The following is a 19,613-nucleotide window of genomic DNA, read 5'->3' on the forward strand; positions in this document are numbered from 1 at the left end:
GCGTGGCCCGTTCTTCAGCCCAGCGCCAGGCCCATCCCCAGCGACTCGGGCGCGGTCTGCGTGAATCCGTGCCGCTCGTAGAGCCGCCGGCCGGGTGCGTCGGCCAGGAGGTTGACCCATGCGCCGGGCGGGGCGTCGCGGCGGATCGTGTCGAGCAGCGCGGTCAGCACGGCGTCGCCGATCCCGCGGCGCTGGTGCTCGGGGAGCACCGCCATGTCGATGACGTGGAAGTACCAGCCGCCGTCGCCGAGCACGCGGCCCATGCCCACGACCGTGCCCGACTCGTGCAGGACGTGGCACGCGGCCCATGCGCCGTGCAGCCCGGCCCTGCCCTGCTCCTCGGTCGCCGGCGTCAGGCCGGCCGCCCGACGAAGGTGCAGGTAGTCCGCGAGCGGCGGCGGACCCATGACGAGGCGGTAGTCGGCGTGCACGTCAGCGACCGAGCCCCTCGAGGCCGCCGCCGAGGACGCTCGCGCCCATCAGCAGCAGCACGACGACCATGATCACCGCGCTGTTCGCGACCATGAACTGCCGGACCCCGTCGAGCCCCGTGGCCGCCCGGGCGCCGCCGACCAGGTGCGCGAGCACCGCGCCGAGCACCGAGCACGACCCGACGACGACGAACACCGCGACGGCGGCGACGAGGTCGGCGTCGTGCACGTCGGCCTCGATGATCGCGGCCACGGCCGACGCCGTGAGGACGACGTTCTTGGGGTTCGCGCCCGAGAGCAGGAGCCCGAGCACCACGGACCGGCTCGGGGTCATGCCCTCGATCGACGCCATCCACCCCGGCGGCGCGACCTCCTCGCCCCGGCGCGGCCGACGCAGCCACTTGCGCACGCCGAGCCCGATGAGCGCCAGGCCGGCCACGACGCGCAGCCAGTCCGCGAACGCGGAGGCGGTGCTGTCGGGGTCGTCGGCGTCGCCGAGCAGGAGGACGACGAGCGCCGCGACGACGGACAGCCCGACGACCCAGCCCAGCGCGAACAGCGCGCCGTTCCGCCGTCCGTCACGCCCGGCGAGGATCAGCACGATCGCGACGACCGGGAACGGGCTGAGCGCGACGGCGAGCGCGAGCGCCAGTGTCGAACCGATGGCTTCGCCCAGCATCGCCTGCTCCTCTCATGGCTGACCTGGACGTTAGCGGGTCCAGGTGCCCGAGGGCGCTACCGGTTCGTCAGAGCGCGCAGCCGTCGCACTGGCCGCTCGACGGCAGCACGGTCCAGCAGCCGGGGCACAGCTGAGGCGGTGCCTCGAGGGCGACTGCCTTGGTCGCGGTGGTCTTGCTCGGCGCCGTCGTCGTGTGCGGGAGCGTCTCGGTCTCGTAGCCACCGCCCGCAGCGTGCACGTCGACGAAGCCCTTGTTGAAGAAGGCCGCGACCTGGCCTTCCTCGGGCGCGACCGCGATGTAGGTCCCCGAGTAGGGGATCCAGATCCGCGCGTGCTCGACGCTCGCAAAGATCTCGCGCATGCGGGGCCGGTTGGCCACCGGCGCGTGGAACGCCTCGAGGGCCTCGTCGAACTCGGCGTACGCCGTGCGGCCCTCGCCGCCGAGGTTCGACTGGCACGACGAGCACACCGGGATCCTGTTGATCTCCGGCCTCGTCGCGAGGGTCGCCGCACCCGGCTTGGCGCCCGAGAGGTGTCGGCAGCCCCGGATGTGCAGCTTGGCCCCGCCGGGGATGCGGTAGAGCTGCTCGTCGGGCAGAGCCGAGATCTCGTTGATGGTCACCCGTTCAGTATGGGCGCCCGCACAAGTGCGCCGTCACCGCCCGACGAAGCCCATCCCCTGGCCGCCCGCGGCCTCGATCCGCTGCCCCGTGACCCAGCCCATGCCCTCGGACAGGATCGCGGCGGCGGCGCGGCCGATGTCGTCGGGCTCCCCGACGCGGCCCATCGCGGATGACGCGATGATGCCCGCGCGGTACTGCTCGTTGTCACGGATGCTGCCGCCGCCGAAGTCGGTCGCCGTCGCGCCGGGTGCCAGCACGTTGACCGCGATCCCCCGCGCGCCCAGCGACTTGGCCAGGTAACGGCTGTACACCTCGACCGCGGCCTTCATCGCCGCGTAGACCGAGTACGCCGGGTTGACGAGGTTGAGGGTCAGGCCCGTCGAGACGTTGAGGATGCGGCCCTCGTCGGCCAGCAGTGGCAGCAGCTCCTGGGTGAGCATGACGACGCTGCGGAAGTGCACGTCGAACAGGCGCTGCACCTCGTCGGCGTCGGTCGCGCCGATCGGGGTCTCGCCCGACGAGCCGGCGTTGTTCATCAGCTGGTCGAACGAGTCGCGGCCCCAGATGTCCGCGAGCGCGGTCCGGACCTGCTCCGCGAACGCCGCGTGCGAGGCCAGGTCGGTCGTCTCCAGAGGAAGCGCGACGGCTCGTCGGCCGACCGCGCCGATGGCTGCGACCACCTCGGCGGCCTGCTCGGCGCCCGAGCGGTAGGTGAGGATCACGTCGACGCCGGAGTCGGCGAGGGCGAGGGCGGTGGCGCGGCCGAGGCCGCGGGAGCCGCCGGTGACGAGGGCGATGCGCTGGGACATGAGGAACCTTCCGTCGTGGTGTCCTTCCATGCTGCGGCGGCCAGCCCGCGGCAACCAGGCCGCACCCATCCGGGGATCGGCGATCCCTGGTTGCGGTCACGCGGGCGGGGGACGATGGCCCGATGGACCGCACCCAGCTCGCCGACTTCCTGCGCACGCGCCGCGAGGCGATGCAGCCGGAGGACGTCGGCCTGCCGCGCGGGCAGCGCCGCCGGGCCGTGGGCCTGCGCCGCGAGGAGGTCGCCGCGCTGTGCGGGATGTCGACCGACTACTACGGGCGCCTCGAGCAGGGGCGGGGGCCCACGCCGTCCGAGCCGATGCTCGCCGCGATCGCCCGTGGCCTGCACCTGACGCTCCCCGAGCGCGACCACCTGTTCCAACTCGCGGGCCACCACGCGCCGGCCCGCGCGACGCGCGACGAGCACGTCGCGCCCGGCATCCTGCGGATCCTCGACCGGCTGCAGGACACCCCGGCGCAGGTCATCACCGACCTCGGCGAGACCCTCGTCCAGACCCCGCTCGCGGTCGCCCTGCTCGGCGAGCAGACGCACTTCACCGGGCCGGCCCGGTCGACGGTCTACCGCTGGTTCACCGACCCGACCTCGCGCGACGTCTACCCCGTCGAGGACCAGCCGGAGCGCGGTCGGACGTTCACCGCCGAGCTGCGGGCGGCCTACGCGCGCGGCGGACGCGGCTCGCGGGCGGCGGCTCTCGTCGCCGCGTTGTCGGACGTCCCGGAGTTCGCCGCCGTGTGGGCGGAGCACGACGTCGACGACAAGCACGCGCGCACCAAGCGGATCCAGCACCCCGAGGTCGGCGTGCTCACGCTGGACTGCCAGACGCTGCTCGACACCGACAGCGGCCAGCGCCTGCTCGTGTTCACCGCGACGCCCGGCTCGCCGGACGCCGACCGGCTGGGGCTGCTCGCCGTCATCGGATCGCAGCGGATGACGACGGCCTGACAGACTCGCGACGTGACCCTCTACCCGCGCCCGCTCGTCGCCGGCGACGTCGTCGGCGTGACCTCGCCGTCCGCCGGGGTGCGACCCGAGTACCGCCCGCGCCTCGAGGTGGCGCTGGAGTCGGTGCGCGGGCGGGGCTGGCGCACGCGGGTCGGCGAGCAGATGGACGGCTCCGGGATCGCCGCCGGTCCGGCGTCCGCGCGGGCCGACGAGCTCGTCGGGATGCTGCGCGACCCGCAGGTGCGCGCGGTCGTCCCGCCGTGGGGCGGCGAGGTCGCGATCGACCTGCTGGACCGGATCGACTGGGCGTCCCTGGCCGACGACCCGACATGGCTCGTCGGCTTCTCCGACACCTCGACGCTGCTCGTCCCGCTGACCCTGCTCACCGGGGTCGCGACGGTGCACGGCGCCAACCTCATGGACACCCCGTACCGGGTGCCCGAGCCGCTGCTCGGCTGGACCGACGTCGTCACGGCCGAGCCCGGCGCGACGCTGCTTCAGGGCGCCGCGGTGCGCTACCGGGCGAGCGGGTACGACGACTGGGAGACGCACCCCACGGCCGACGAGTACGCGGTCGACACCCCGGGCGGCTGGACCCGGCTCGACGCGACGGGCGACGTCGAGGTGCGCGGGCGGTTGATCGGCGGCTGCCTCGAGACGGTGACGCACCTGGTCGGCACCCCGTACGGCGACCTCGCCGCGTGGGACGCGCCCGAGGGGCTCGTCGTCTACCTCGAGTCCGCCGAGGGCAACGCCGCCGACGCCGCGCGCCGCCTCTTCCAGCTCCGCTACGCCGGCTGGTTCGAGCGCGCCACCGCCGTGCTGATCGGACGGACGCCAGGCCCGGACCTGCCCGGGTACACGCACCACGACGCCGCGCGCCACGCGCTCGGCGACCTCGGGATCCCGCTGATCGCCGACGTCGACTTCGGGCACCTCGCGCCGCAGCTCAGCCTGGTCAACGGAGCGCTGGCCACCGTGACCCACACGGGCGACGGGTCGACGATCGCCCAGGCGCTCGTGCCGTAGTCAGCGCGGGGTCATCACCAGGTCGATGGTCACGGTGTCGCCGACCTCGATGCCCTCGCCGTGGCGCACGACATTCTTGATCGGCACGACGTAGAGCTCGTTCTTGCGGAACATCGACGTCTCGAACGTGATCTCGCCGATCGTCGCGACGACCGGGATCATCCCCCAGCCGTAGGTCAGCGCCGGGGCGACGGCCCGGATCTGCGCACTGAGCGGCTCGGGGAGCGTGACGAAGTGGAAGGGCGCGGGCCCGCGCCAGTACCAGACCTCACCCGTGACCTGGAGCTGCATGCGTGGAGCTCAGCGGGCGATGAGCGACAGGACGTTGCCCGCCGGGTCCGTGAACCAGGCGATCTCGGGGCCACCCTTGCGGAACACGAAGTCCTCGTCGGTCTCGACCGGCGTGCCCTCGTAGCGCTCGAACTCCACGCCCTTGGCGCGCAGGTCGGCGACCGTGGCCGCGACGTCGTCGACCGGGAAGTTGAGGACCGTGAAGCTGGCGGGCTCGTGGGCGTCGCCCTTGGGGTAGACGAGCACGTCGCGGTCGCCGGAGAAGTGCAGCACGAGCATCCCGTTGTCCTGGGAGGTCTCGATGCCGAGCACGTCGGCGTAGAACGTCGCTGCGGCGGGCACGTCGTTCGTCGAGTAGCCGCTGAACGCTTCGGTGAGGGGCATCGTCGTCCTCCTTCGTCGGGACTCCCAGCGTGGACCCGACCTCCGACACGCGCTACCCCCGTGCACCATGGATGTCATGCGACTGCGCCCGACGACCTCGTCCGACCTCGACCTGCTGGAGGAGCTGCTGGTCGAGGCCTTCAACTGGACGGGCGAGACCCGCGTGACTCTCGCGCAGGTCCAGACCGATCCCGCACACTCCCGGCACCTGGCCGGCTGGCAGCGGCCGACCGACCTCGGGACGGTCGCGGAGGCCGACGACGGCACGCCCGCCGGGGCCGCGTGGGCCCGCGTGGTCCCCGCGACGGAGGCCGGCTACGGGTTCGTCGCCGACGACGTGCCCGAGCTCGGCATGGGGGTCCTGGCCCAGCACCGCGGTCAGGGCGTGGGCTCGAAGCTGCTCGACGCGTGCCTCGACCAGCTGTGGGCCGCGGGCCACCCGGCGGTGAGCCTGAGCGTCGAGGACGGCAACACCGTGGCCCGGCGGCTGTACGAGTCGCGCGGCTTCGTCGTCGTCGGCCGGTCGGGCGGTTCGGACACGATGCTGCGGCAGCTGCAGGACGGCTGACGCGCGGCACCGCCGTGATGGGTGAGGATCGGGGGATGTTCACCACCCGCCCCGAGCTGTCCGGCACGTTCGGCATGGTCGCCTCGACGCACTGGCTGGCGTCCGCGATCGGCATGCGCATCCTCGAGGCCGGGGGCAACGCGTTCGACGCGGCTGCGGCCACCGGGTTCACGCTCTCGGTGGTCGAGCCGCACCTCAACGGGCCGGGCGGCGACGCGCCGATCATCGGGCACCGCGCGGCCGATGGGCACACGTTCGTCGTCTGCGGCCAGGGCACGGCGCCCGCCGCCGCGACCATCGACGCGTACGCCGACCTGGGCCTCGACCTCGTGCCCGGCACGGGCCACCTCGCCGCGGTGGTGCCCGGCGCGTTCGGGGCGTGGCTCGACCTGCTCGCGCGCTACGGCACGCTCCCGCTGGCTGCGGTGCTCGCGCCGGCCATCGGGTACGCCCGCAACGGCTACCCGATCGTGCCCGCGGCGACCCGGACGATCGGCGCGGTCGCGGACCACTTCGCCGAGCACTGGCCCACCTCGGCCGAGGTCTACCTCCCGCACGGCGCGGCGCCCGAGGCCGGCACGCTGTTCACGAACACGGCGCTCGCGGACACGTTCGACCGCCTCCTGGGCGAGGCCCGGGCCGCCAGTCCCGACCGCGAGGCGCAGATCGACGCCGCCCGGCGCGCGTTCTACGAGGGGTTCGTCGCCGAGGCGATCGACGGGTTCGTGGCGACGCCCGTCCGCGACTCGTCGGGCCGGGACCACGCGGGCCTCCTGCGGGCCGACGACCTGGCCGGGTGGCGCGCGACCGAGGAGGCGACCGCGTCGATCCGGTTCGCCGGGCGCACCGTCCACAAGACCCGCGCGTGGGGCCAGGGTCCGGTGCTGCTGCAGCAGCTCGCGATGCTCGAGGCCCTCGGGATCGACTCGGTGGAGGACGTCGACGGGGTCCACGCCGTGCTCGAGGTCGCGAAACTCGCGTTCGCGGATCGGGAGGCCTGGTACGGCGACGACGCCGACGTCCCGCTCGAGACGCTGCTCTCGTCGGGCTACGCGGCCGAGCGCGCGCGCCTCGTCGGGCCGACCGCGGCCGACGGGCTCGTCCCCGGCACACCCGACGGCCGCATCCCGCGGCTGGCGCTCGTCGAGCGGCTCGGCGACGCGGTCGCCGGCACGGGCGAGCCGACCGTGTCCTCGATCGGGCTGAGCCCCGGCGACACCTGCCACGTCGACGTCGTCGACCGCTGGGGCAACCGCGTCTCGGCGACCCCGTCCGGCGGATGGCTGCAGTCGAGCCCCGTGGTGCCCGGCCTGGGGTTCGCGCTGCCGACGAGGGCCCAGATGTTCTGGCTCGAGCCCGGCCTGCCCAACAGCCTCGCTCCGGGCAAGCGGCCGCGCACGACCCTCAGCCCGGGCATGGTGCTCGACGACGACGGGTCGGGCTTCGCCTTCGGCACGCCGGGCGGCGACCAGCAGGACCAGTGGACCGTGCCGTTCCTGCTGCGCCACCTCGTCGGCAGGCTCGACCTGCAGGCGGCGATCGACGCCCCGATGTGGCACTCCGAGCACGTACCGAGCTCGTTCTACCCGCGCGGCCACGTGCCGCTCGGGGTGGTCGCGGAGTCGCGGCTCGGTGACGAGGTGCTCGACGGGCTCGCGGCACGCGGGCACGCGGTCGAGGTCGCCGGACCGTGGACGCTCGGCCGGCTCAGCGCCGCGGGGATCCGGGCCGACGGGATGCTGGTCGCGGCCGCGAACCCGCGCGGCATGCAGGGCTACGCCGTGGGGCGCTGAGGCTCCTCCGCGATCCGCTTGATCGCCGCGAGACGGCGGTCCCACTCGACGCCGATGGCCTCGAGCGCCTGCGCGGTCTGGCTCAGGCGGGCGCCGAGCGCGCGGTAGCGGACCTCGCGGCCCACGCGCACCGGCTCGACCAGCCCGGCGTCCGCGAGCACGGCCAGGTGCTTGGCGATGGCCTGCCGGGTCACCGGGAAGCGCGTGGCCAGGGCAGACGCCGACTGCTCCCTGCGGCCGAGCTCCTGCAGGACGGCCCAGCGGGTGTCGTCCGCGAGCGCGGCGAACACGGGGACCAGGGTGTCGCTCATGCGGAGCCCTCCAGGTAGGCGACCAGCTCGTCGAGCTCGTCGGTCCAGCCCTGCCGGTTGGACTGCATGGCCTCGAGCGGGTCGCGGCTCAGCAGGCCGAAACCGCTCTCGACGACGCTGAGCACCGTCGCGGCGCCGTCGGCGACGAGCGAGAACCGGACCAGCGTGGAGTTGTCGGCGCGGATGGGCTCGTCGCGCGTCCCCCACGTGAACGCGAAGGCGACGGGCTCGTCGACCTCCTCGACCCGGACCGGGAACTCGCCGTAGCCCTCGAACCCGAACGTGCCCAGGCCGCCCGGGGTCAGGTCCGGCAGCGAGGCGCTCGTGCCGAACCACTGGGAGATGAGGTCGTCGCGGGTCAGCGCCGCCCAGACGCGCTCGCAGCTCGCCTCGATGCGCAGGGTGCGGCTGACGGTGTAGCTCTCGGTGTCGACGACTGCGGGCTGCATGGATCTCCTCATGGGGGCACTGTTGCAACCTCAGAGTTGCATCAGCGGGCGCCCCGGCGCAAGCGGTCGACGACGGTCGCGACGATCGGTGCCAGCAGCGCGACACCCGCGGCGACGGCGGCGGCCACGGCCACCGTGTCGTCGACGAGCGGGCCGTCGTGCCGGCCGATCGCGATCCATGCGAGTCCCCACGCCATCGCCAGGCCGACCGGGACGACGACTGTCGGCCGACGCCGTCCGAACACCGCGTACGCGACGGACAGCACCGCGGCCAGGGCGAGGACGACCACCGACCACCCCGTCGCCCCGAGCCCGAGATCGCCGACCTCGGCGTCCGCGAGGAACGCCGCGATGTTCGCGAGCGCCGCGACGCTGACCCACCCGAGGTACAGCCCGACGGTCGTGTCGGTCACGACCGAGGCGACCGGCCGGGTGTGGTCGATCCGCGTCAGGCGGACCAGGAGCAGGGACAGGACGGCGAGCAGCACGAGGATGACCAGCACGCTCGCGGAGAGCGCGCCCGCCTGGACCACCCCGATCCACACCGCGTTCAGCAGCATCGAGGCGAGCACCCACCACGACACGGCCCGCAGTCGCGGGTCGGCGCCGTGGCGCGGCAGCGCCTGCACCACGGCGAACACGGCCAGGCCCAGGTAGATGAGCGACCAGATCGAGAACGCCGGGCTGTCGGGCGCGAGCGGGGTGGCCGTCGCCGACAGCGCGCCGTCCGCAGCATCCGCGATCGCCTGCCCGCCGAACGCTCCCGAGCCCACCGCGGCGCCGCCGATCGCGACCACTGCGCCGAGCAGGACGGTGACCTGCCGGACGCGGTCCCTCGAGGTCGTGGGCTGCACTGCCGTCGTCGTCGTCATGCTTCAGGGTGCCAAGCCCTGCCCTCGGCGGCATCCCGGGAAGGCAAAGCAGTTGGACCTGGCGACGCTCGCGGCGCATCATGGATGGCGCCGCGCGACGAGCTCGCGGCACTCTCGACGACAGCTTCTTCGACGACAGCTTCTTCAACGACAGGGCGCATCACGATGCAGCAGGAAAGCGGGGCGGCCGTCCTGGCCTGCTCAGCCGGGACCCGGACGCCCGCTCAGCACGCCTGACGCCTCCACGGCGGCACACCGACCCATCGGTCGGTGCACTCGGCGCACCCAGCGGACGTCTCCCGTCCACCGCCGTCGTACGCGACGGCACCCTGCCGCACGAGAGCCGAGAACACCATGAACCCCCTGACCGAGAAGCAGATCCGCGCGTCCTTCGTGAACTGCTCCCGCCGCGAGGCCGCCGAGGTCACGCTCCCCACCGACCTGGCCACGTTGCGCTGGGACCGCCTCGACTACCTCGGGTGGATCGACCGCAAGGCGCCGCTGCGCGCGTACGTCGTCCTCGAGGTCGACGGCGAGCTCGTCGGCGTGACCCTGCGCTCGCCCGAGGGCGCCGCGACCCGCAAGCGCGCCGTGTGCGCGTGGTGCGAGGACGTCTACGCCACCGAGGACGTGTCGATGTACGTCGCGCGCCGAGCCGGCGCCGCGGGTCGCAAGGGCGACACGATCGGCACGCTGATCTGCACGAACTTCGACTGCTCGGCCAACGTCCGCCGCAAGCCGACGATCATCGAGGCCGGCCAGGACCCCGCCGGCGTCATCGCGCGCCGCACGGCCGGCCTGCAGGACCGCTCGCTCAAGTTCGCCCGCGAGGTCCTCCGCGAGCTCTGACGGTCCCCCGTCCGCCGGCGGCGGTCAGCCCGAGCAGGTGGTTGCGCACGGTTCCCGGACCGGAAGCGTGCGTCACCACCTGCTCGGCGGGACCAGCCGGCCTAGCGGGGGTCGAGGCGGAGGGTGACCTCGTCAGACCTCGCGGGAGCGGGTCGCGAACTCGTCGGACGACGGCGGGAGCACGCAGAACAGCAGACCGACCGGATCGCTCATCACGACGAAGGTCGGGCGTCTGGCGCGCACCGTCGCTCCGAGGCCGGTGAGCCGGGCGACCTCGGCCTCGATGTCGTCGGTCTCGATGTCCAGGTGGAACCGGGGCGTCGCGTCGGGTCCGATGTCCTGGACCGCCACGTGCGGGAGCGACGCCGGGTCGTGCAGCGAGACGAACTCGGGCTCGCCCGCCACGGGGTGCGGCGAGGCCGCGAGCGCGCCCGCCCAGAACGTGGCCACGGCCTGAAAAGCCGACGAGGGCGCGTCGACGATGACCTCACGGAGCATGATCCTGTGCACCCGGCGACCCTCCCTCGCCCGCGGGCCCCGCGCCACCCGGCTCGCCTGGCCCGCCGAACAGGTTGCTGTGCACGGTTCCGGGCGCGGAAGCGTGCGTAGGGACCTGGTCGGCGGCCCTGGGCCGACCTAGCGGGGGTCGAGGCGGAGGGTGACGGCCGGGACCGTCGGGCCCGTGACCGCGCCGACCGGGCCGGGGCCGTAGCGGTCGTACTTCGCGTGGTAGGCCGCGTCGAGGTCGGCGTGGACGGCGTCGTCGGGCGTCGCGAAGTCGACGTCGGTCTCGACACCGCCCACGCTGACGTGCCCGCGGCCGGCGGCGACGGCGCGGCGGAACCACCCGTTGCCCGGGCCCTGCGCGGAGCGGACGTAGACGTCGTCCCCCACGCGCGCGGCCCAGATGGTCACCCCGGGCCGCAGGGTCCCGTCCGGTCGGTAGGAGGAGATCCGCAGCTCGTCGGCCTCGTCGACGCGGGCGAGGTCGGCCGCGGTCCAGGCGCTCATGCCCGCTCCTCGGCGAACACGGTGCGCGCGACGGCGATCGCCGACATCGCGCGCGGCCAGCCCGCGTAGAACGCGAGATGCGTGATCGCCTCGACGAGCTCGTCCTGGGTGAGCCCGTTGCCCTGCGCGATGCGCAGGTGCGCGACGAGCTGCTCGGTGCTGCCGTTCGTCACGAGGGCCGCGACAGTGAGGAGCGACCGGTCGCGGCGCGCGAGCTCGGGGCGGGCCCACACGTCGCCGAACACGACGTCGTCGGTGAGCTGGGCCAGCTTGGGCGCGATGTCGCCGACGAGGCGCTGCGCGACTGAAGGCTCGGTCATGGTCAGGCTCCGTACTCGTCGTCAGTGATTGCTTCGGCCCACTCAGTGTCCGGACCCTCGTCCGGGTCCGCGACCTCCCACATCGCGAGGTGGGTCATGAACGTCTCCGGCGCGGCGCCGTGCCAGTGCCACTCGCCGGGCGGCGTCCAGATCGTCTCGCCGCGCCTCACCTCGAGCACCCGGCCGTCGCGGGTGCCGACGCGCGCGGTCCCCTCGGTGACGTGCAGCGTCTGGCCGCGCGCGTGGCGGTGCCAGAAGGTGTGGGCGCCGGGCGCGAAGCGGACCGTGTTGACGCGGATGCGGGCAGGCACGGGCGGAGCGGCGAGCACGTCGAACCAGACGTCGCCGGTGAACATCGCGTCCGGGCCCTTGGCGGTGGGCGGCAGCGGGGTGATCTCCACGGTCAGATCACCACCATGACCTTGAGCGCCTCGCGGGCGTCCATGGCCTGGTAGCCGGCGGCGATGTCGTCGAGGGCGACGGTCCGGTCGAACACGCGGCCCGGGTTGATCCGGCCGGACAGCACGTCGGGCAGGACGTCCTCGATGTAGGCGCGCACCGGTGCGGGCCCGCCGGACAGGACCACGTTCTTGCCGAACAGCGAGCCGAAGCCGACGGGTGCGTCCTCGTACTGCGGCACGCCGACGCGGCTGATCGACCCGCCCGGGCGAACCACGCCGTAGGCCTGCTCGTACGCCGGCATGTGGCCGACCGCCTCGAGCACCACGTGGCTGCCCTCGCCGCCGGTGAGGTCGAGCACGCGCTCCACGCCCTCCGCGCCCCGCTCGGGGACGACGTCGGTCGCGCCGAGCTCGACGCCCAGGTCGGTGCGCGACGTGTGGCGGCCCATGAGGATGATCCGCTCCGCGCCGAGCCGCTTGGAGGCGAGCACGGCCGAGAGGCCGACCGCCCCGTCGCCGATGACGGTCACCGTGCGACCCGGCGCGACGCCGCCCATGTGGGCCGCGTGGTGTCCCGTGAGGAAGACGTCGGACAGCGTGAGCAGGGAGGCGAGCATCGCCTCGTCGGCGTCCGCGAGCGCGATGCCCGGCTGGACGAGGGTGCCGTCGGCCTGCGGCACGCGCACGAGCTCGGCCTGGCCACCGCCGACGTCGCCGTGGCCGTAGAAGCCGCCGTGCACGCAGGACGTCTGGAAACCGTCGCGGCAGAACGCGCAGGTGTTGTCCTGGTAGGCGAACGGCGAGATGACGAAGTCGCCGGGCATCACCGTGACGACCGAGGCACCGACCGCCTCGACCACGCCGAGGAACTCGTGGCCCATCGCGGAGCCGTGGGCCGCGGCCGCCATCGAGCGGTACGGGTGCAGGTCGGAACCGCACACGCACGCCCGGACCACGCGGACGACCGCGTCGGTGGGCTGGAGGATCGTGGGATCGGGGACGTCCTCGACGCGGACGTCGCCGGCGCCGTGCAGGAAGGTTGCTCTCATGGGTTCGATGCAACCCCGTCCCGCCGGGGTGTGGGAGTCCCTGTCGTGCCAGGTACCAGCAGGGCCTGTCTCGTCGTGCCGCACCGCCGTACGGTCGAGCCATGGACAACCGCGACGAGATCCGTGACTTCCTCGCCACCCGGCGAGCGAGGATCACGCCCGCACAGGCGGGGCTGCCGGCCTACGGCACGAACCGGCGCGTGCCGGGGCTGCGCCGCGAGGAGGTCGCCATGCTGGCCGGCGTCTCGTCCGACTACTACGTGCGCCTCGAGCGCGGGAACCTCGCGGGCGTCTCCGAGCAGGTCCTCGAGTCGCTCGCCGACGCGTTGCAGCTCGACGAGGCCGAGCGGATCCACCTGCAGGACCTCGCCCGCGCGGCGTCGCCACGGCCGGCCCGCGCGCGTCGTCGGGGCCCCACGCCCGCGGTCCCGGACAGCGTGCAGGCGATGCTCGCGGCCATGACCGGGGCCCCGGCAGTGGTTCGCAACGACCGCCTCGACATCCTCGCGACGAACCCGTTGGGCCACGCCCTGTACGACGACCTCTTCCGCGACCCCGGCCAGCCGGCGAACCACGCGCGCTTCGCGTTCCTCGACGAGCGCTCGCGCGACTTCTGGGTCGACTGGCAGCGGGCGGCCGACGACACCGTCGGCATCCTGCGGGTCGCCGCGGGCAGCAACCCCTACGACAAGCAGCTCACCGCGCTGATCGGCGAGCTGTCCACCCGCAGCGACGAGTTCCGCGTGCGGTGGGCCCGCCACGACGTCCACCTGCACCGCGGCGGCGCGAAGAAGATCAACCACCCCGTCGTCGGGCGCCTCGACCTCATGTACGACACCCTGCCCATCGCCCAGGCGCCGGGCCTGACGATGCTCGTCTACACCGCCCCGCCGGGCAGCCCCACCGCCGACGCCCTCGCGATGCTCGCCAGCTGGGCGGCGACGCAGGCCGTCGACGCCCACTGATCTCACCCTGACAACCGGAGGCTTTGCCATGCACGCACGCACACTCGGACAGGGCCTGCAGGTCTCGGCCATCGGCCTCGGCGCGATGGGCATGAGCCAGGGCTACGGCCCCAACCCGGGCGACCGCGACGAGATGATCGGCGTCCTGCGGGGCGCGGTCGAGCGCGGCATCACGCTCGTCGACACGGCCGAGGTCTACGGCCCCTACGTCAACGAGGAGCTCGTCGGCGAGGCGCTCGCGCCCGTGCGCGACCAGGTCGTCATCGCCACGAAGTTCGGCTGGCGCATCGAGGGCGGCCGGTCGGTCGGGCTGAACAGCCGGCCCGAGCACATCCGCAAGGTCGCCGACGAGTCGCTCGCGCGGCTCGGGATCGACGTCATCGACCTGTACTACCAGCACCGCGTCGACCCCGACGTGCCGATCGAGGACGTCGCCGGCGCGGTCGGCGAGCTCGTCGCGGCGGGCAAGGTCCGGCACTTCGGCCTCTCGGAGGCGGGCGCCTCGACCATCCGCCGGGCGCACGCCGTGCACCCCGTGACCGCCGTGCAGAGCGAGTACTCGCTGTGGACGCGCGACCCCGAGCCGGCCGTGCTGCCGACCTGCGCCGAGCTCGGCATCGGCTTCGTGCCGTTCAGCCCGCTCGGCAAGGGATTCCTGACCGGCACGGTCGACGCGAGCACCGAGTTCGCGGCGGGCGACATCCGCTCCACGATCCCCCGGTTCGCGGCCGAGAGCCGCGACGCCAACCAGGCGCTCGTCGCGCACGTGCGCGACCTCGCGACCGCCAAGGGCGCGACGCCCGGGCAGGTCGCGCTCGCGTGGCTGCTCGCGCAGCAGCCGTGGATCGTGCCGATCCCCGGGACGCGGCGGCTCTCGCGCATCGAGGAGAACGCGGGTGCCGCGGCGCTCGCGCTCTCGGCCGACGAGGTCGCCGACCTCGACGCCGTCGCGGCGCGCATCGGCGTCGTGGGCAACCGCTACAACGACGCGGGCATGGCGATGGTGGGACTCTGACCGCCGTCACCACGCAGCTCATCCGCTTCCAGAGCGCGACCCCGAACGCCCGCGGCACGTACCCGGGCGTCTTCGCCCTGGCCAACGGCCTGGCCCGCGAGGGCCGGTTGTCGGACGCGGACGCGCGATGGTTGCGGGACTCGAACGCGCGGTGCGACGCGGCGTACGTCGACCCGACGACCGTCGTCCCCGACTGCTACGACCGGGCCGCCAACCCCGGCGCCAGGGCGTGGTTCAAGGAGACGGCGGACGAGCTCCTGGAGCTGACCGCGGGATACCTCGACCTGCTCGACCGGTACGGCGTCGCCTGGGTGCGGCTGACGACGGATGCGCCCGGCCGGGTCACGTACGAGGACGACGTGCAGGTGGTCGCGGTCTGACTCCTCACGCCGGCTCGAGCTTGCGGCGGAGCAGGGCGCGCTCGCGGTCGTTGTCGCACAGCGCGACGGCGGCCTCGATCTCGGCCCGTGCCTCGTCGTCCCGGCCCAGCCGGAGCAGCAGCTCGCCGCGGACGCTCGGCAGCAGGTGCGAGCCCGGCAGCGCACCGTCCGCGACGAGCGCGTCGACGAGCGGGAGGGCGGCCCGGGGACCGCTCGCCATCGACACCGCGACCGCCCGATTGAGCTCGACGACCGGCGACGGTGCGAGCCGGCCGAGCGCCTCGTAGAGCACGACGATCCGCTCCCAGTCGGTCTCCGCGACCGACGGCGCGACCGCGTGGCACTCGGCGATGGCGGCCTGCACGCCGTAGGCACCGAGGCCGCGGCCGACGCGCCCCGCGGTGGCCAGCGCCCCGCGTCCGCGCCGGACGGCCGACCGGTCCCACCGGCGCCGGTCCTGGGCCTCGAGCAGGACCGGCTCGCCGTCCTCGTCGAGGCGGGCCGGGAAGCGCGCGGCGGTGAGCTCGAGCAGCGCGAGCAGGCCGAGCACCTCGGGCTCGTCGGGCACCAGCCGGGCCAGCACGCGCGCGAGCCGGATCGCCTCGTGCGCCAGGTCCCTGCGGATCCAGTCCGATCCCGAGCTGGCCGACGAGCCCTCCGTGAACACGAGGTAGACGACACTCAGGACCGCGGCGAGCCGCGCGCGGCGCTCTTCCGGCGCGGGCACTGCGAACGGGACCTGGGCCGCGGCGAGCGTCTTCTTGGCCCGGGTGATCCGCGCCTGGACCGTGGCGGCGGGGACCAGGAGCGAGCGCGCGATCTCGGCGCTGGTCAGGCCGCCGACGACGCGCAGGGTCAGCGTCACCTGGGCCTCGCGCGAGAGGACCGGGTGGCACGCGACGAACATCAGCGCGAGCACGTCGTCGTCGATCTCGTCGGGATCCCACAGCAGGTCGGCCCCCGCCGGCGCGGGCTCGTGCGCGAGTGTCGCGTACCGCTCGTCGAGCGCTGCACGGCGCCGGAACGTGTCCACCGCCCGGCGTCGCCCGACCGTCAGCAGCCAGCCCGCCGGGTTCGCGGGCACACCGTCGCGCGGCCAGGAGACGAGCGCCGAGGCGAACGCCTCCTGCGCGAGATCCTCGGCGAGCGAGAAGTCGCCGGTGTAGCGGGCGAGGGTGGCGACGATGCGTGCGGACTCGATCCGCCACACCGCCGCCACCTCGTCACGGCCTGCCACGGGTCACAGCTGCCCCGTCGACTCGCGCCACGCGCGCTCCTTGGCGACCCACTCGTTGTCCTGCGGGAACTCGTCGATGCTGGCCACGCGGCGGATCTCGGTCTTGAGCCCGGGTCCGTTCATGGGGGCGCGCTTGGCCCACTCGACGGCCTCCTCCTGCGAGGCGACGTCGAGGATCCAGAAGCCGCCGAACAGCTCCTTGGTCTCGCCGTAGGGGCCGTCGCTGACCACGGGCGGCTCGGAGGAGAAGTCGATGACGACGCCCTTGGCCGCGTCGTCAAGGCCCTCGGCCGCGACGAGCACGCCCGCAGAGATGAGCGAGTCGTTGTAGCGGCCCATCGCCTCGAGGACGTCGTTGAAGTCGATGTCCTGGAACGAGGCGAGCGCCTCGTCGTTCGCGCGCATGATGAGCATGTACTTCATGGTCGTCTCCTGACGTGTGCGGGTTCCCTCTCGGACCCTCTCACCCCTAGGTCGAACGGGGGTACCGCCGGATCGACACGACGCGCGGACCAGTTATGCCGACGTCTTCTCCCGGTGCCCCTTGACGAGGAACAGCGCGACGATCGCCAGCACGATGAACAGGAAGTTGGCCGGTGCGGCCGCGGTGAGGAACCCGTTCGAGCTCCCGCCGTCCGTGGTGTCGATGCCGCCCGAGGCGAGGAACAGGGTCGGGTCGTACAGGCCGTGGATGAGCATCGGCCAGATCAGGTTCCCGGTCGCGCGCAGCGTCAGGTACATGAGGATGCCGAACGCGAACGCGAAGACGACGGTCACGGCCACCACGCCGATGTCCTGGCCGGAGAGCACGTTGGTCGAGTGCAGCAACGCGAAGATGAGTGACGAGAGCAGCATGACAGCGCGCTCGGAGCGTCCCGCGTCGCGCAGCATCTTCACCGCGAAGCCGCGCGTGAGGAGCTCTTCGGCGAAGCCGATGAAGAGGCCGGCGACGAACGTCGTGGCGACGACCCCGGAGGCGTACGAGCCGTAGTCGATGCCCAGCAGGCGCAGGACGACCGCGGCGACGACGAGGATCGGGGCGAGCCACATCCAGCCGCGCCCGCGGATCTGCTGCCGGGCGAAGAGCTGGGGGAACCACCCGAGCGAGGCGGCGAACGCAGCGAGCAGGATCGAGCCGAAGACGAGCGGGAGCAGGAGGCCGAAGGCCACGCTCTGCGCCGACGAGAAGAGGTCGTCCTTGTCGACGTTGTCGCCGAACAGGGCGGCGTCGAGCACGCCGAAGCCGAGGTACAGGGCGATGTAGACGACCGCGAGCAGCACCGCCCGCCAGAACCCGCCGCGCTCCCAGAAGGCCTTCCAGCCGGAGGTGGTCTCGATCTCGGTCACGGGCGACTCCTGCCGTCGAGGGGCTCGGGACTCCACCCTGACCGACGCCGAGGCGATGCGCTACCCCTGGTCAGAGGCTCGCGTCGCGCATCTGCGTCCGGCTGTGCCGCCCCACGTGACACCCGGGGGCACCTACTTCGCGCGATGATGTCGTCGACCACGAAGGAGCATGTGATGACCGACGAGTACGACGACGTCCGCGGGCGGATGAACGACGGGCGCCTGTACGTCGACTTCGGCCCCGGCCTGGAGGCGCTCGAGGCCGAGCGCGTCGCGGGCAAGGAGCTGACCTACGACTTCAACCACACGCGCCCGAGCGAGACCGCCAGGCGGGCGGAGATCCTGAAGGAACTGCTCGGCTCGGTGGGTGAGGGCCCGTGGATCGAGCCGCCGTTCCACGTCTCGTACGGCTCGCACGTGCACGTCGGCGACCACCTGTACGCGAACTTCAACCTCGTGCTGGTCGACGACGCCGACATCTACATCGGCAACCACGTGATGTTCGCGCCCAACGTGACGGTCTCGACCGCGGGCCACCCGGTCGTGCCCGAGGAGCGGGCGGGCGGCAAGCAGTTCTCGCTCCCGGTGCGCATCGAGGACCGCGTCTGGATCGGCTCGAACGTCGTGATCCTGCCCGGCGTCACGATCGGCGCTGGGAGCGTCATCGGGGCCGGCAGCGTCGTGACGTCGGACATCCCGCCGCGCGTCGTCGCCGTGGGCGTGCCGTGCCGCGTGCTGCGCCCGGTCGACGAGGAGCCCGCGTGACCGACGCCGACCGGACCAGGGTCGAGATGTGGACCGACGGGGCCTGCAAGGGCAACCCGGGCGTCGGCGGCTGGGGCGCGTGGATGCGGTCCGGCGACCGCGAGCGCGAGCTGTTCGGCGGCGAGGAGGTCACGACGAACAACCGCATGGAGCTGACCGCCGTCATCGAGGGGCTGCGCGCGCTCAACCGCTCGTGCGACGTGGTCCTGCACGTCGACTCGAAGTACGTGATGAACGGCGTGACCTCCTGGATGGCGGGCTGGAAGCGCAACGGGTGGCGCACCGCGGACAAGAAGCCGGTCAAGAACCAGGAGCTCTGGCAGGCGCTCGACACCGAGCTCGCCCGGCACACCGTGAGCTGGGTGTGGGTCAAGGGTCACGCCGGCGACCCCGGCAACGAGCGCGCCGACCAGCTGGCCAACCGCGGTGTCGACGAGGTCCGCGCGCGGGGCTGACCGCTAGGGTGCGTCTGCCCGGACACCCCGACGGAATGAGCGCCCGATGGCTTCGCCCCAGGCTCCATCGCCCCAAGCGTTGACGCCCGCGACCCGCACGCTGCTGTTCGTGTCGGTGGCCGTCGTGTCGCTCGCCGGGATCCACGCCGCGCGCGAGGTGCTCGCCCCGCTGTTCCTCGCGGCGGTGCTCGTCATCATCGTCCACCCCATCCGGCACCCGCTCGAGCGCCGCGGCTGGCCGCGCGCGGCGGCGACCACGGCGGTCATCGTGGTGGTCTACCTCATCCTGCTGGCACTGATCGCGATGCTCGTCTTCGCCGGCATCCGTTTCACCGGTCTGGTCACCGACTTCATGCCCGAGCTTCGCGCGCAGGTCAGCGACATCGGCACGTGGCTCGGCACGATCGGCGTCGACCAGAGCTCGATCGACCAGGCGACCTCCGCGCTGCAGCCCTCGCAGCTGCTGGGCGTGGCGACCTCGCTCAGCGGCGCCGTGGTCGGCGTGTTCACGACACTCTTCGTCGTCGTGACCTACGTGATCTTCATGGCGGTCGACGCCGCCCGCTACGACGGCGCGCACGCGCTGTTCGGCGACACGCAGGGCAACGTCCTGAGCCG

The 19,613-nt window shown here is 73.2% G+C and carries 28 protein-coding genes; 11 read left to right on the top strand and 17 right to left on the bottom strand.

From position 1 onward, the window contains the following. Positions 1-14 precede the first annotated feature (14 nt). The 4 genes from D1825_RS09620 to D1825_RS09635 form a co-directional block, all read right to left on the bottom strand. Complete coding sequence (locus D1825_RS09620) at positions 15-431, bottom strand: GNAT family N-acetyltransferase (protein ID WP_325051477.1); 417 nt, start codon at positions 429-431, stop codon at positions 15-17. A gap of 1 nt (position 432) precedes the next feature. Continuing rightward, positions 433-1,110 carry a GAP family protein gene (locus D1825_RS09625; protein ID WP_118767203.1) on the bottom strand — a complete coding sequence of 226 codons (678 nt, stop codon included), beginning with the start codon at positions 1,108-1,110 and terminating at the stop codon, positions 433-435. A gap of 67 nt (positions 1,111-1,177) precedes the next feature. Then, a complete protein-coding gene (locus D1825_RS09630) occupies positions 1,178-1,732 on the bottom strand; it encodes a hypothetical protein (protein ID WP_118767204.1) in 555 nt (184 codons plus the stop codon). A 33-nt stretch (positions 1,733-1,765) separates the two neighbouring features. After that, positions 1,766-2,542, bottom strand: coding sequence for an SDR family NAD(P)-dependent oxidoreductase (locus tag D1825_RS09635; protein ID WP_118767205.1), 777 nt, complete (start codon positions 2,540-2,542; stop codon positions 1,766-1,768). A gap of 122 nt (positions 2,543-2,664) precedes the next feature. Between D1825_RS09635 and D1825_RS09640 the strand changes: the two genes are divergently transcribed. After that, positions 2,665-3,504 (top strand): helix-turn-helix transcriptional regulator, encoded by an 840-nt coding sequence (locus D1825_RS09640; RefSeq protein WP_118767206.1) that lies wholly within the window; start codon positions 2,665-2,667, stop codon positions 3,502-3,504. Positions 3,505-3,516: 12 nt separating this feature from the next. After that, on the top strand, positions 3,517-4,533 hold the full coding sequence (locus D1825_RS09645) for a S66 family peptidase (RefSeq protein WP_118767207.1): 1,017 nt from the start codon (positions 3,517-3,519) through the stop codon (positions 4,531-4,533). Here D1825_RS09645 and D1825_RS09650 read toward each other — a convergent pair whose 3' ends face one another. Together D1825_RS09650 and D1825_RS09655 are read right to left on the bottom strand one after the other, a co-directional pair. Beyond that, positions 4,534-4,824, bottom strand: a complete 291-nt coding sequence (locus tag D1825_RS09650; protein WP_118767208.1) for a DUF1905 domain-containing protein — start codon at positions 4,822-4,824, stop codon at positions 4,534-4,536. A gap of 9 nt (positions 4,825-4,833) precedes the next feature. Further along, a complete protein-coding gene (locus D1825_RS09655; RefSeq protein ID WP_118767209.1) occupies positions 4,834-5,208 on the bottom strand; it encodes a VOC family protein in 375 nt (124 codons plus the stop codon). A gap of 76 nt (positions 5,209-5,284) precedes the next feature. On the opposite strand from D1825_RS09655, the gene D1825_RS09660 reads away from it, so the two are divergent. After that, the gene (locus D1825_RS09660; RefSeq protein WP_118767210.1) at positions 5,285-5,776 is read left to right on the top strand and encodes a GNAT family N-acetyltransferase; all 492 of its coding nucleotides are present in this window, start codon (positions 5,285-5,287) and stop codon (positions 5,774-5,776) included. A 35-nt stretch (positions 5,777-5,811) separates the two neighbouring features. Then, complete coding sequence (locus D1825_RS09665) at positions 5,812-7,569, top strand: gamma-glutamyltransferase family protein (RefSeq protein ID WP_118767211.1); 1,758 nt, start codon at positions 5,812-5,814, stop codon at positions 7,567-7,569. Here D1825_RS09665 and D1825_RS09670 read toward each other — a convergent pair. The 3 genes from D1825_RS09670 to D1825_RS09680 are packed head-to-tail and all read right to left on the bottom strand — an operon-like array spanning position 7,551 to position 9,201. Further along, on the bottom strand, positions 7,551-7,880 hold the full coding sequence (locus tag D1825_RS09670; RefSeq protein ID WP_118767212.1) for an ArsR/SmtB family transcription factor: 330 nt from the start codon (positions 7,878-7,880) through the stop codon (positions 7,551-7,553). The genes D1825_RS09665 and D1825_RS09670 overlap by 19 nt on opposite strands. After that, positions 7,877-8,341 carry an SRPBCC domain-containing protein gene (locus D1825_RS09675; RefSeq protein ID WP_118767213.1) on the bottom strand — a complete coding sequence of 155 codons (465 nt, stop codon included), beginning with the start codon at positions 8,339-8,341 and terminating at the stop codon, positions 7,877-7,879. Before D1825_RS09675 ends, D1825_RS09670 begins: the two co-directional genes overlap by 4 nt. A 29-nt stretch (positions 8,342-8,370) precedes the next feature. Then, a complete protein-coding gene (locus D1825_RS09680) occupies positions 8,371-9,201 on the bottom strand; it encodes a tryptophan-rich sensory protein (protein ID WP_118767214.1) in 831 nt (276 codons plus the stop codon). Positions 9,202-9,555: 354 nt separating this feature from the next. On the opposite strand from D1825_RS09680, the gene D1825_RS09685 reads away from it, so the two are divergent. Continuing rightward, positions 9,556-10,050 (top strand): FBP domain-containing protein, encoded by a 495-nt coding sequence (locus D1825_RS09685; protein WP_118767215.1) that lies wholly within the window; start codon positions 9,556-9,558, stop codon positions 10,048-10,050. 132 nt (positions 10,051-10,182) lie between these two features. Here the strand turns inward: D1825_RS09685 and D1825_RS09690 are convergent, their stop codons facing one another. The 5 genes from D1825_RS09690 to D1825_RS09710 all read right to left on the bottom strand — a co-directional run bounded on the left by D1825_RS09690 (position 10,183) and on the right by D1825_RS09710 (position 12,831). Then, a complete protein-coding gene (locus D1825_RS09690; RefSeq protein ID WP_147356260.1) occupies positions 10,183-10,560 on the bottom strand; it encodes a VOC family protein in 378 nt (125 codons plus the stop codon). 126 nt (positions 10,561-10,686) lie between these two features. Beyond that, entirely contained in the window at positions 10,687-11,061 is a 375-nt protein-coding gene (locus D1825_RS09695; protein ID WP_118767217.1) for a DUF2255 family protein, read from the bottom strand. Then, positions 11,058-11,381, bottom strand: coding sequence for a carboxymuconolactone decarboxylase family protein (locus D1825_RS09700; protein WP_118767218.1), 324 nt, complete (start codon positions 11,379-11,381; stop codon positions 11,058-11,060). The genes D1825_RS09695 and D1825_RS09700 overlap by 4 nt, the downstream gene beginning before the upstream one ends. 2 nt (positions 11,382-11,383) lie before the next feature. Then, a complete protein-coding gene (locus D1825_RS09705; protein ID WP_233549793.1) occupies positions 11,384-11,782 on the bottom strand; it encodes a (R)-mandelonitrile lyase in 399 nt (132 codons plus the stop codon). A 2-nt stretch (positions 11,783-11,784) separates the two neighbouring features. Next, the gene (locus D1825_RS09710) at positions 11,785-12,831 is read right to left on the bottom strand and encodes a zinc-binding dehydrogenase (protein ID WP_199721555.1); all 1,047 of its coding nucleotides are present in this window, start codon (positions 12,829-12,831) and stop codon (positions 11,785-11,787) included. 101 nt (positions 12,832-12,932) lie between these two features. Between D1825_RS09710 and D1825_RS09715 the strand changes: the two genes are divergently transcribed. The 3 genes from D1825_RS09715 to D1825_RS09725 all read left to right on the top strand — a co-directional run bounded on the left by D1825_RS09715 (position 12,933) and on the right by D1825_RS09725 (position 15,191). Then, positions 12,933-13,796 carry a helix-turn-helix transcriptional regulator gene (locus D1825_RS09715; protein ID WP_118767219.1) on the top strand — a complete coding sequence of 288 codons (864 nt, stop codon included), beginning with the start codon at positions 12,933-12,935 and terminating at the stop codon, positions 13,794-13,796. 28 nt (positions 13,797-13,824) lie between these two features. Continuing rightward, the gene (locus tag D1825_RS09720; protein ID WP_118767220.1) at positions 13,825-14,811 is read left to right on the top strand and encodes an aldo/keto reductase; all 987 of its coding nucleotides are present in this window, start codon (positions 13,825-13,827) and stop codon (positions 14,809-14,811) included. 131 nt (positions 14,812-14,942) lie between these two features. After that, positions 14,943-15,191 carry a hypothetical protein gene (locus tag D1825_RS09725; RefSeq protein WP_325051479.1) on the top strand — a complete coding sequence of 83 codons (249 nt, stop codon included), beginning with the start codon at positions 14,943-14,945 and terminating at the stop codon, positions 15,189-15,191. A gap of 4 nt (positions 15,192-15,195) precedes the next feature. Here D1825_RS09725 and D1825_RS09730 read toward each other — a convergent pair whose 3' ends face one another. The 3 genes from D1825_RS09730 to D1825_RS09740 form a co-directional block, all read right to left on the bottom strand. Continuing rightward, positions 15,196-16,428 (bottom strand): RNA polymerase sigma factor, encoded by a 1,233-nt coding sequence (locus tag D1825_RS09730; RefSeq protein ID WP_118767221.1) that lies wholly within the window; start codon positions 16,426-16,428, stop codon positions 15,196-15,198. 3 nt (positions 16,429-16,431) lie between these two features. Continuing rightward, positions 16,432-16,851, bottom strand: a complete 420-nt coding sequence (locus tag D1825_RS09735; RefSeq protein WP_118767222.1) for a YciI family protein — start codon at positions 16,849-16,851, stop codon at positions 16,432-16,434. Positions 16,852-16,944: 93 nt separating this feature from the next. Continuing rightward, on the bottom strand, positions 16,945-17,775 hold the full coding sequence (locus tag D1825_RS09740; RefSeq protein WP_118767223.1) for a CPBP family intramembrane glutamic endopeptidase: 831 nt from the start codon (positions 17,773-17,775) through the stop codon (positions 16,945-16,947). Positions 17,776-17,949: 174 nt separating this feature from the next. Here D1825_RS09740 and D1825_RS09745 point away from each other — a divergent pair, with 174 nt between their 5' ends. The 3 genes from D1825_RS09745 to D1825_RS09755 all read left to right on the top strand — a co-directional run. After that, positions 17,950-18,540, top strand: coding sequence for a sugar O-acetyltransferase (locus D1825_RS09745; protein WP_118767224.1), 591 nt, complete (start codon positions 17,950-17,952; stop codon positions 18,538-18,540). Positions 18,541-18,566: 26 nt separating this feature from the next. Next, on the top strand, positions 18,567-18,995 hold the full coding sequence (gene rnhA / locus D1825_RS09750) for a ribonuclease HI (protein ID WP_118767231.1): 429 nt from the start codon (positions 18,567-18,569) through the stop codon (positions 18,993-18,995). Positions 18,996-19,104: 109 nt separating this feature from the next. Continuing rightward, a partial coding sequence (locus D1825_RS09755) for an AI-2E family transporter (RefSeq protein WP_233549795.1) occupies positions 19,105-19,613 on the top strand: 509 nt, incomplete at its 3' end.

Origin of the sequence: Cellulomonas rhizosphaerae, from assembly GCF_003470205.1 — a bacterium.
In the GTDB taxonomy this organism is placed as follows: Bacteria; Actinomycetota; Actinomycetes; order Actinomycetales; family Cellulomonadaceae; genus Cellulomonas; species Cellulomonas rhizosphaerae.

Coding starts and splice junctions, on each gene's coding strand:
- D1825_RS09625 (WP_118767203.1), bottom strand. CDS start 1,110: ATGCTGGGCGAAGCCATCGGTTCGACACTGGCGCTCGCGCTCGCCGTC.
- D1825_RS09635 (WP_118767205.1), bottom strand. CDS start 2,542: ATGTCCCAGCGCATCGCCCTCGTCACCGGCGGCTCCCGCGGCCTCGGC.
- D1825_RS09640 (WP_118767206.1), top strand. CDS start 2,665: ATGGACCGCACCCAGCTCGCCGACTTCCTGCGCACGCGCCGCGAGGCG.
- D1825_RS09650 (WP_118767208.1), bottom strand. CDS start 4,824: ATGCAGCTCCAGGTCACGGGTGAGGTCTGGTACTGGCGCGGGCCCGCG.
- D1825_RS09655 (WP_118767209.1), bottom strand. CDS start 5,208: ATGCCCCTCACCGAAGCGTTCAGCGGCTACTCGACGAACGACGTGCCC.
- D1825_RS09660 (WP_118767210.1), top strand. CDS start 5,285: ATGCGACTGCGCCCGACGACCTCGTCCGACCTCGACCTGCTGGAGGAG.
- D1825_RS09665 (WP_118767211.1), top strand. CDS start 5,812: ATGTTCACCACCCGCCCCGAGCTGTCCGGCACGTTCGGCATGGTCGCC.
- D1825_RS09670 (WP_118767212.1), bottom strand. CDS start 7,880: ATGAGCGACACCCTGGTCCCCGTGTTCGCCGCGCTCGCGGACGACACC.
- D1825_RS09675 (WP_118767213.1), bottom strand. CDS start 8,341: ATGAGGAGATCCATGCAGCCCGCAGTCGTCGACACCGAGAGCTACACC.
- D1825_RS09680 (WP_118767214.1), bottom strand. CDS start 9,201: ATGACGACGACGACGGCAGTGCAGCCCACGACCTCGAGGGACCGCGTC.
- D1825_RS09685 (WP_118767215.1), top strand. CDS start 9,556: ATGAACCCCCTGACCGAGAAGCAGATCCGCGCGTCCTTCGTGAACTGC.
- D1825_RS09695 (WP_118767217.1), bottom strand. CDS start 11,061: ATGAGCGCCTGGACCGCGGCCGACCTCGCCCGCGTCGACGAGGCCGAC.
- D1825_RS09700 (WP_118767218.1), bottom strand. CDS start 11,381: ATGACCGAGCCTTCAGTCGCGCAGCGCCTCGTCGGCGACATCGCGCCC.
- D1825_RS09710 (WP_199721555.1), bottom strand. CDS start 12,831: ATGAGAGCAACCTTCCTGCACGGCGCCGGCGACGTCCGCGTCGAGGAC.
- D1825_RS09715 (WP_118767219.1), top strand. CDS start 12,933: ATGGACAACCGCGACGAGATCCGTGACTTCCTCGCCACCCGGCGAGCG.
- D1825_RS09720 (WP_118767220.1), top strand. CDS start 13,825: ATGCACGCACGCACACTCGGACAGGGCCTGCAGGTCTCGGCCATCGGC.
- D1825_RS09735 (WP_118767222.1), bottom strand. CDS start 16,851: ATGAAGTACATGCTCATCATGCGCGCGAACGACGAGGCGCTCGCCTCG.
- D1825_RS09745 (WP_118767224.1), top strand. CDS start 17,950: ATGACCGACGAGTACGACGACGTCCGCGGGCGGATGAACGACGGGCGC.
- rnhA (WP_118767231.1), top strand. CDS start 18,567: ATGTGGACCGACGGGGCCTGCAAGGGCAACCCGGGCGTCGGCGGCTGG.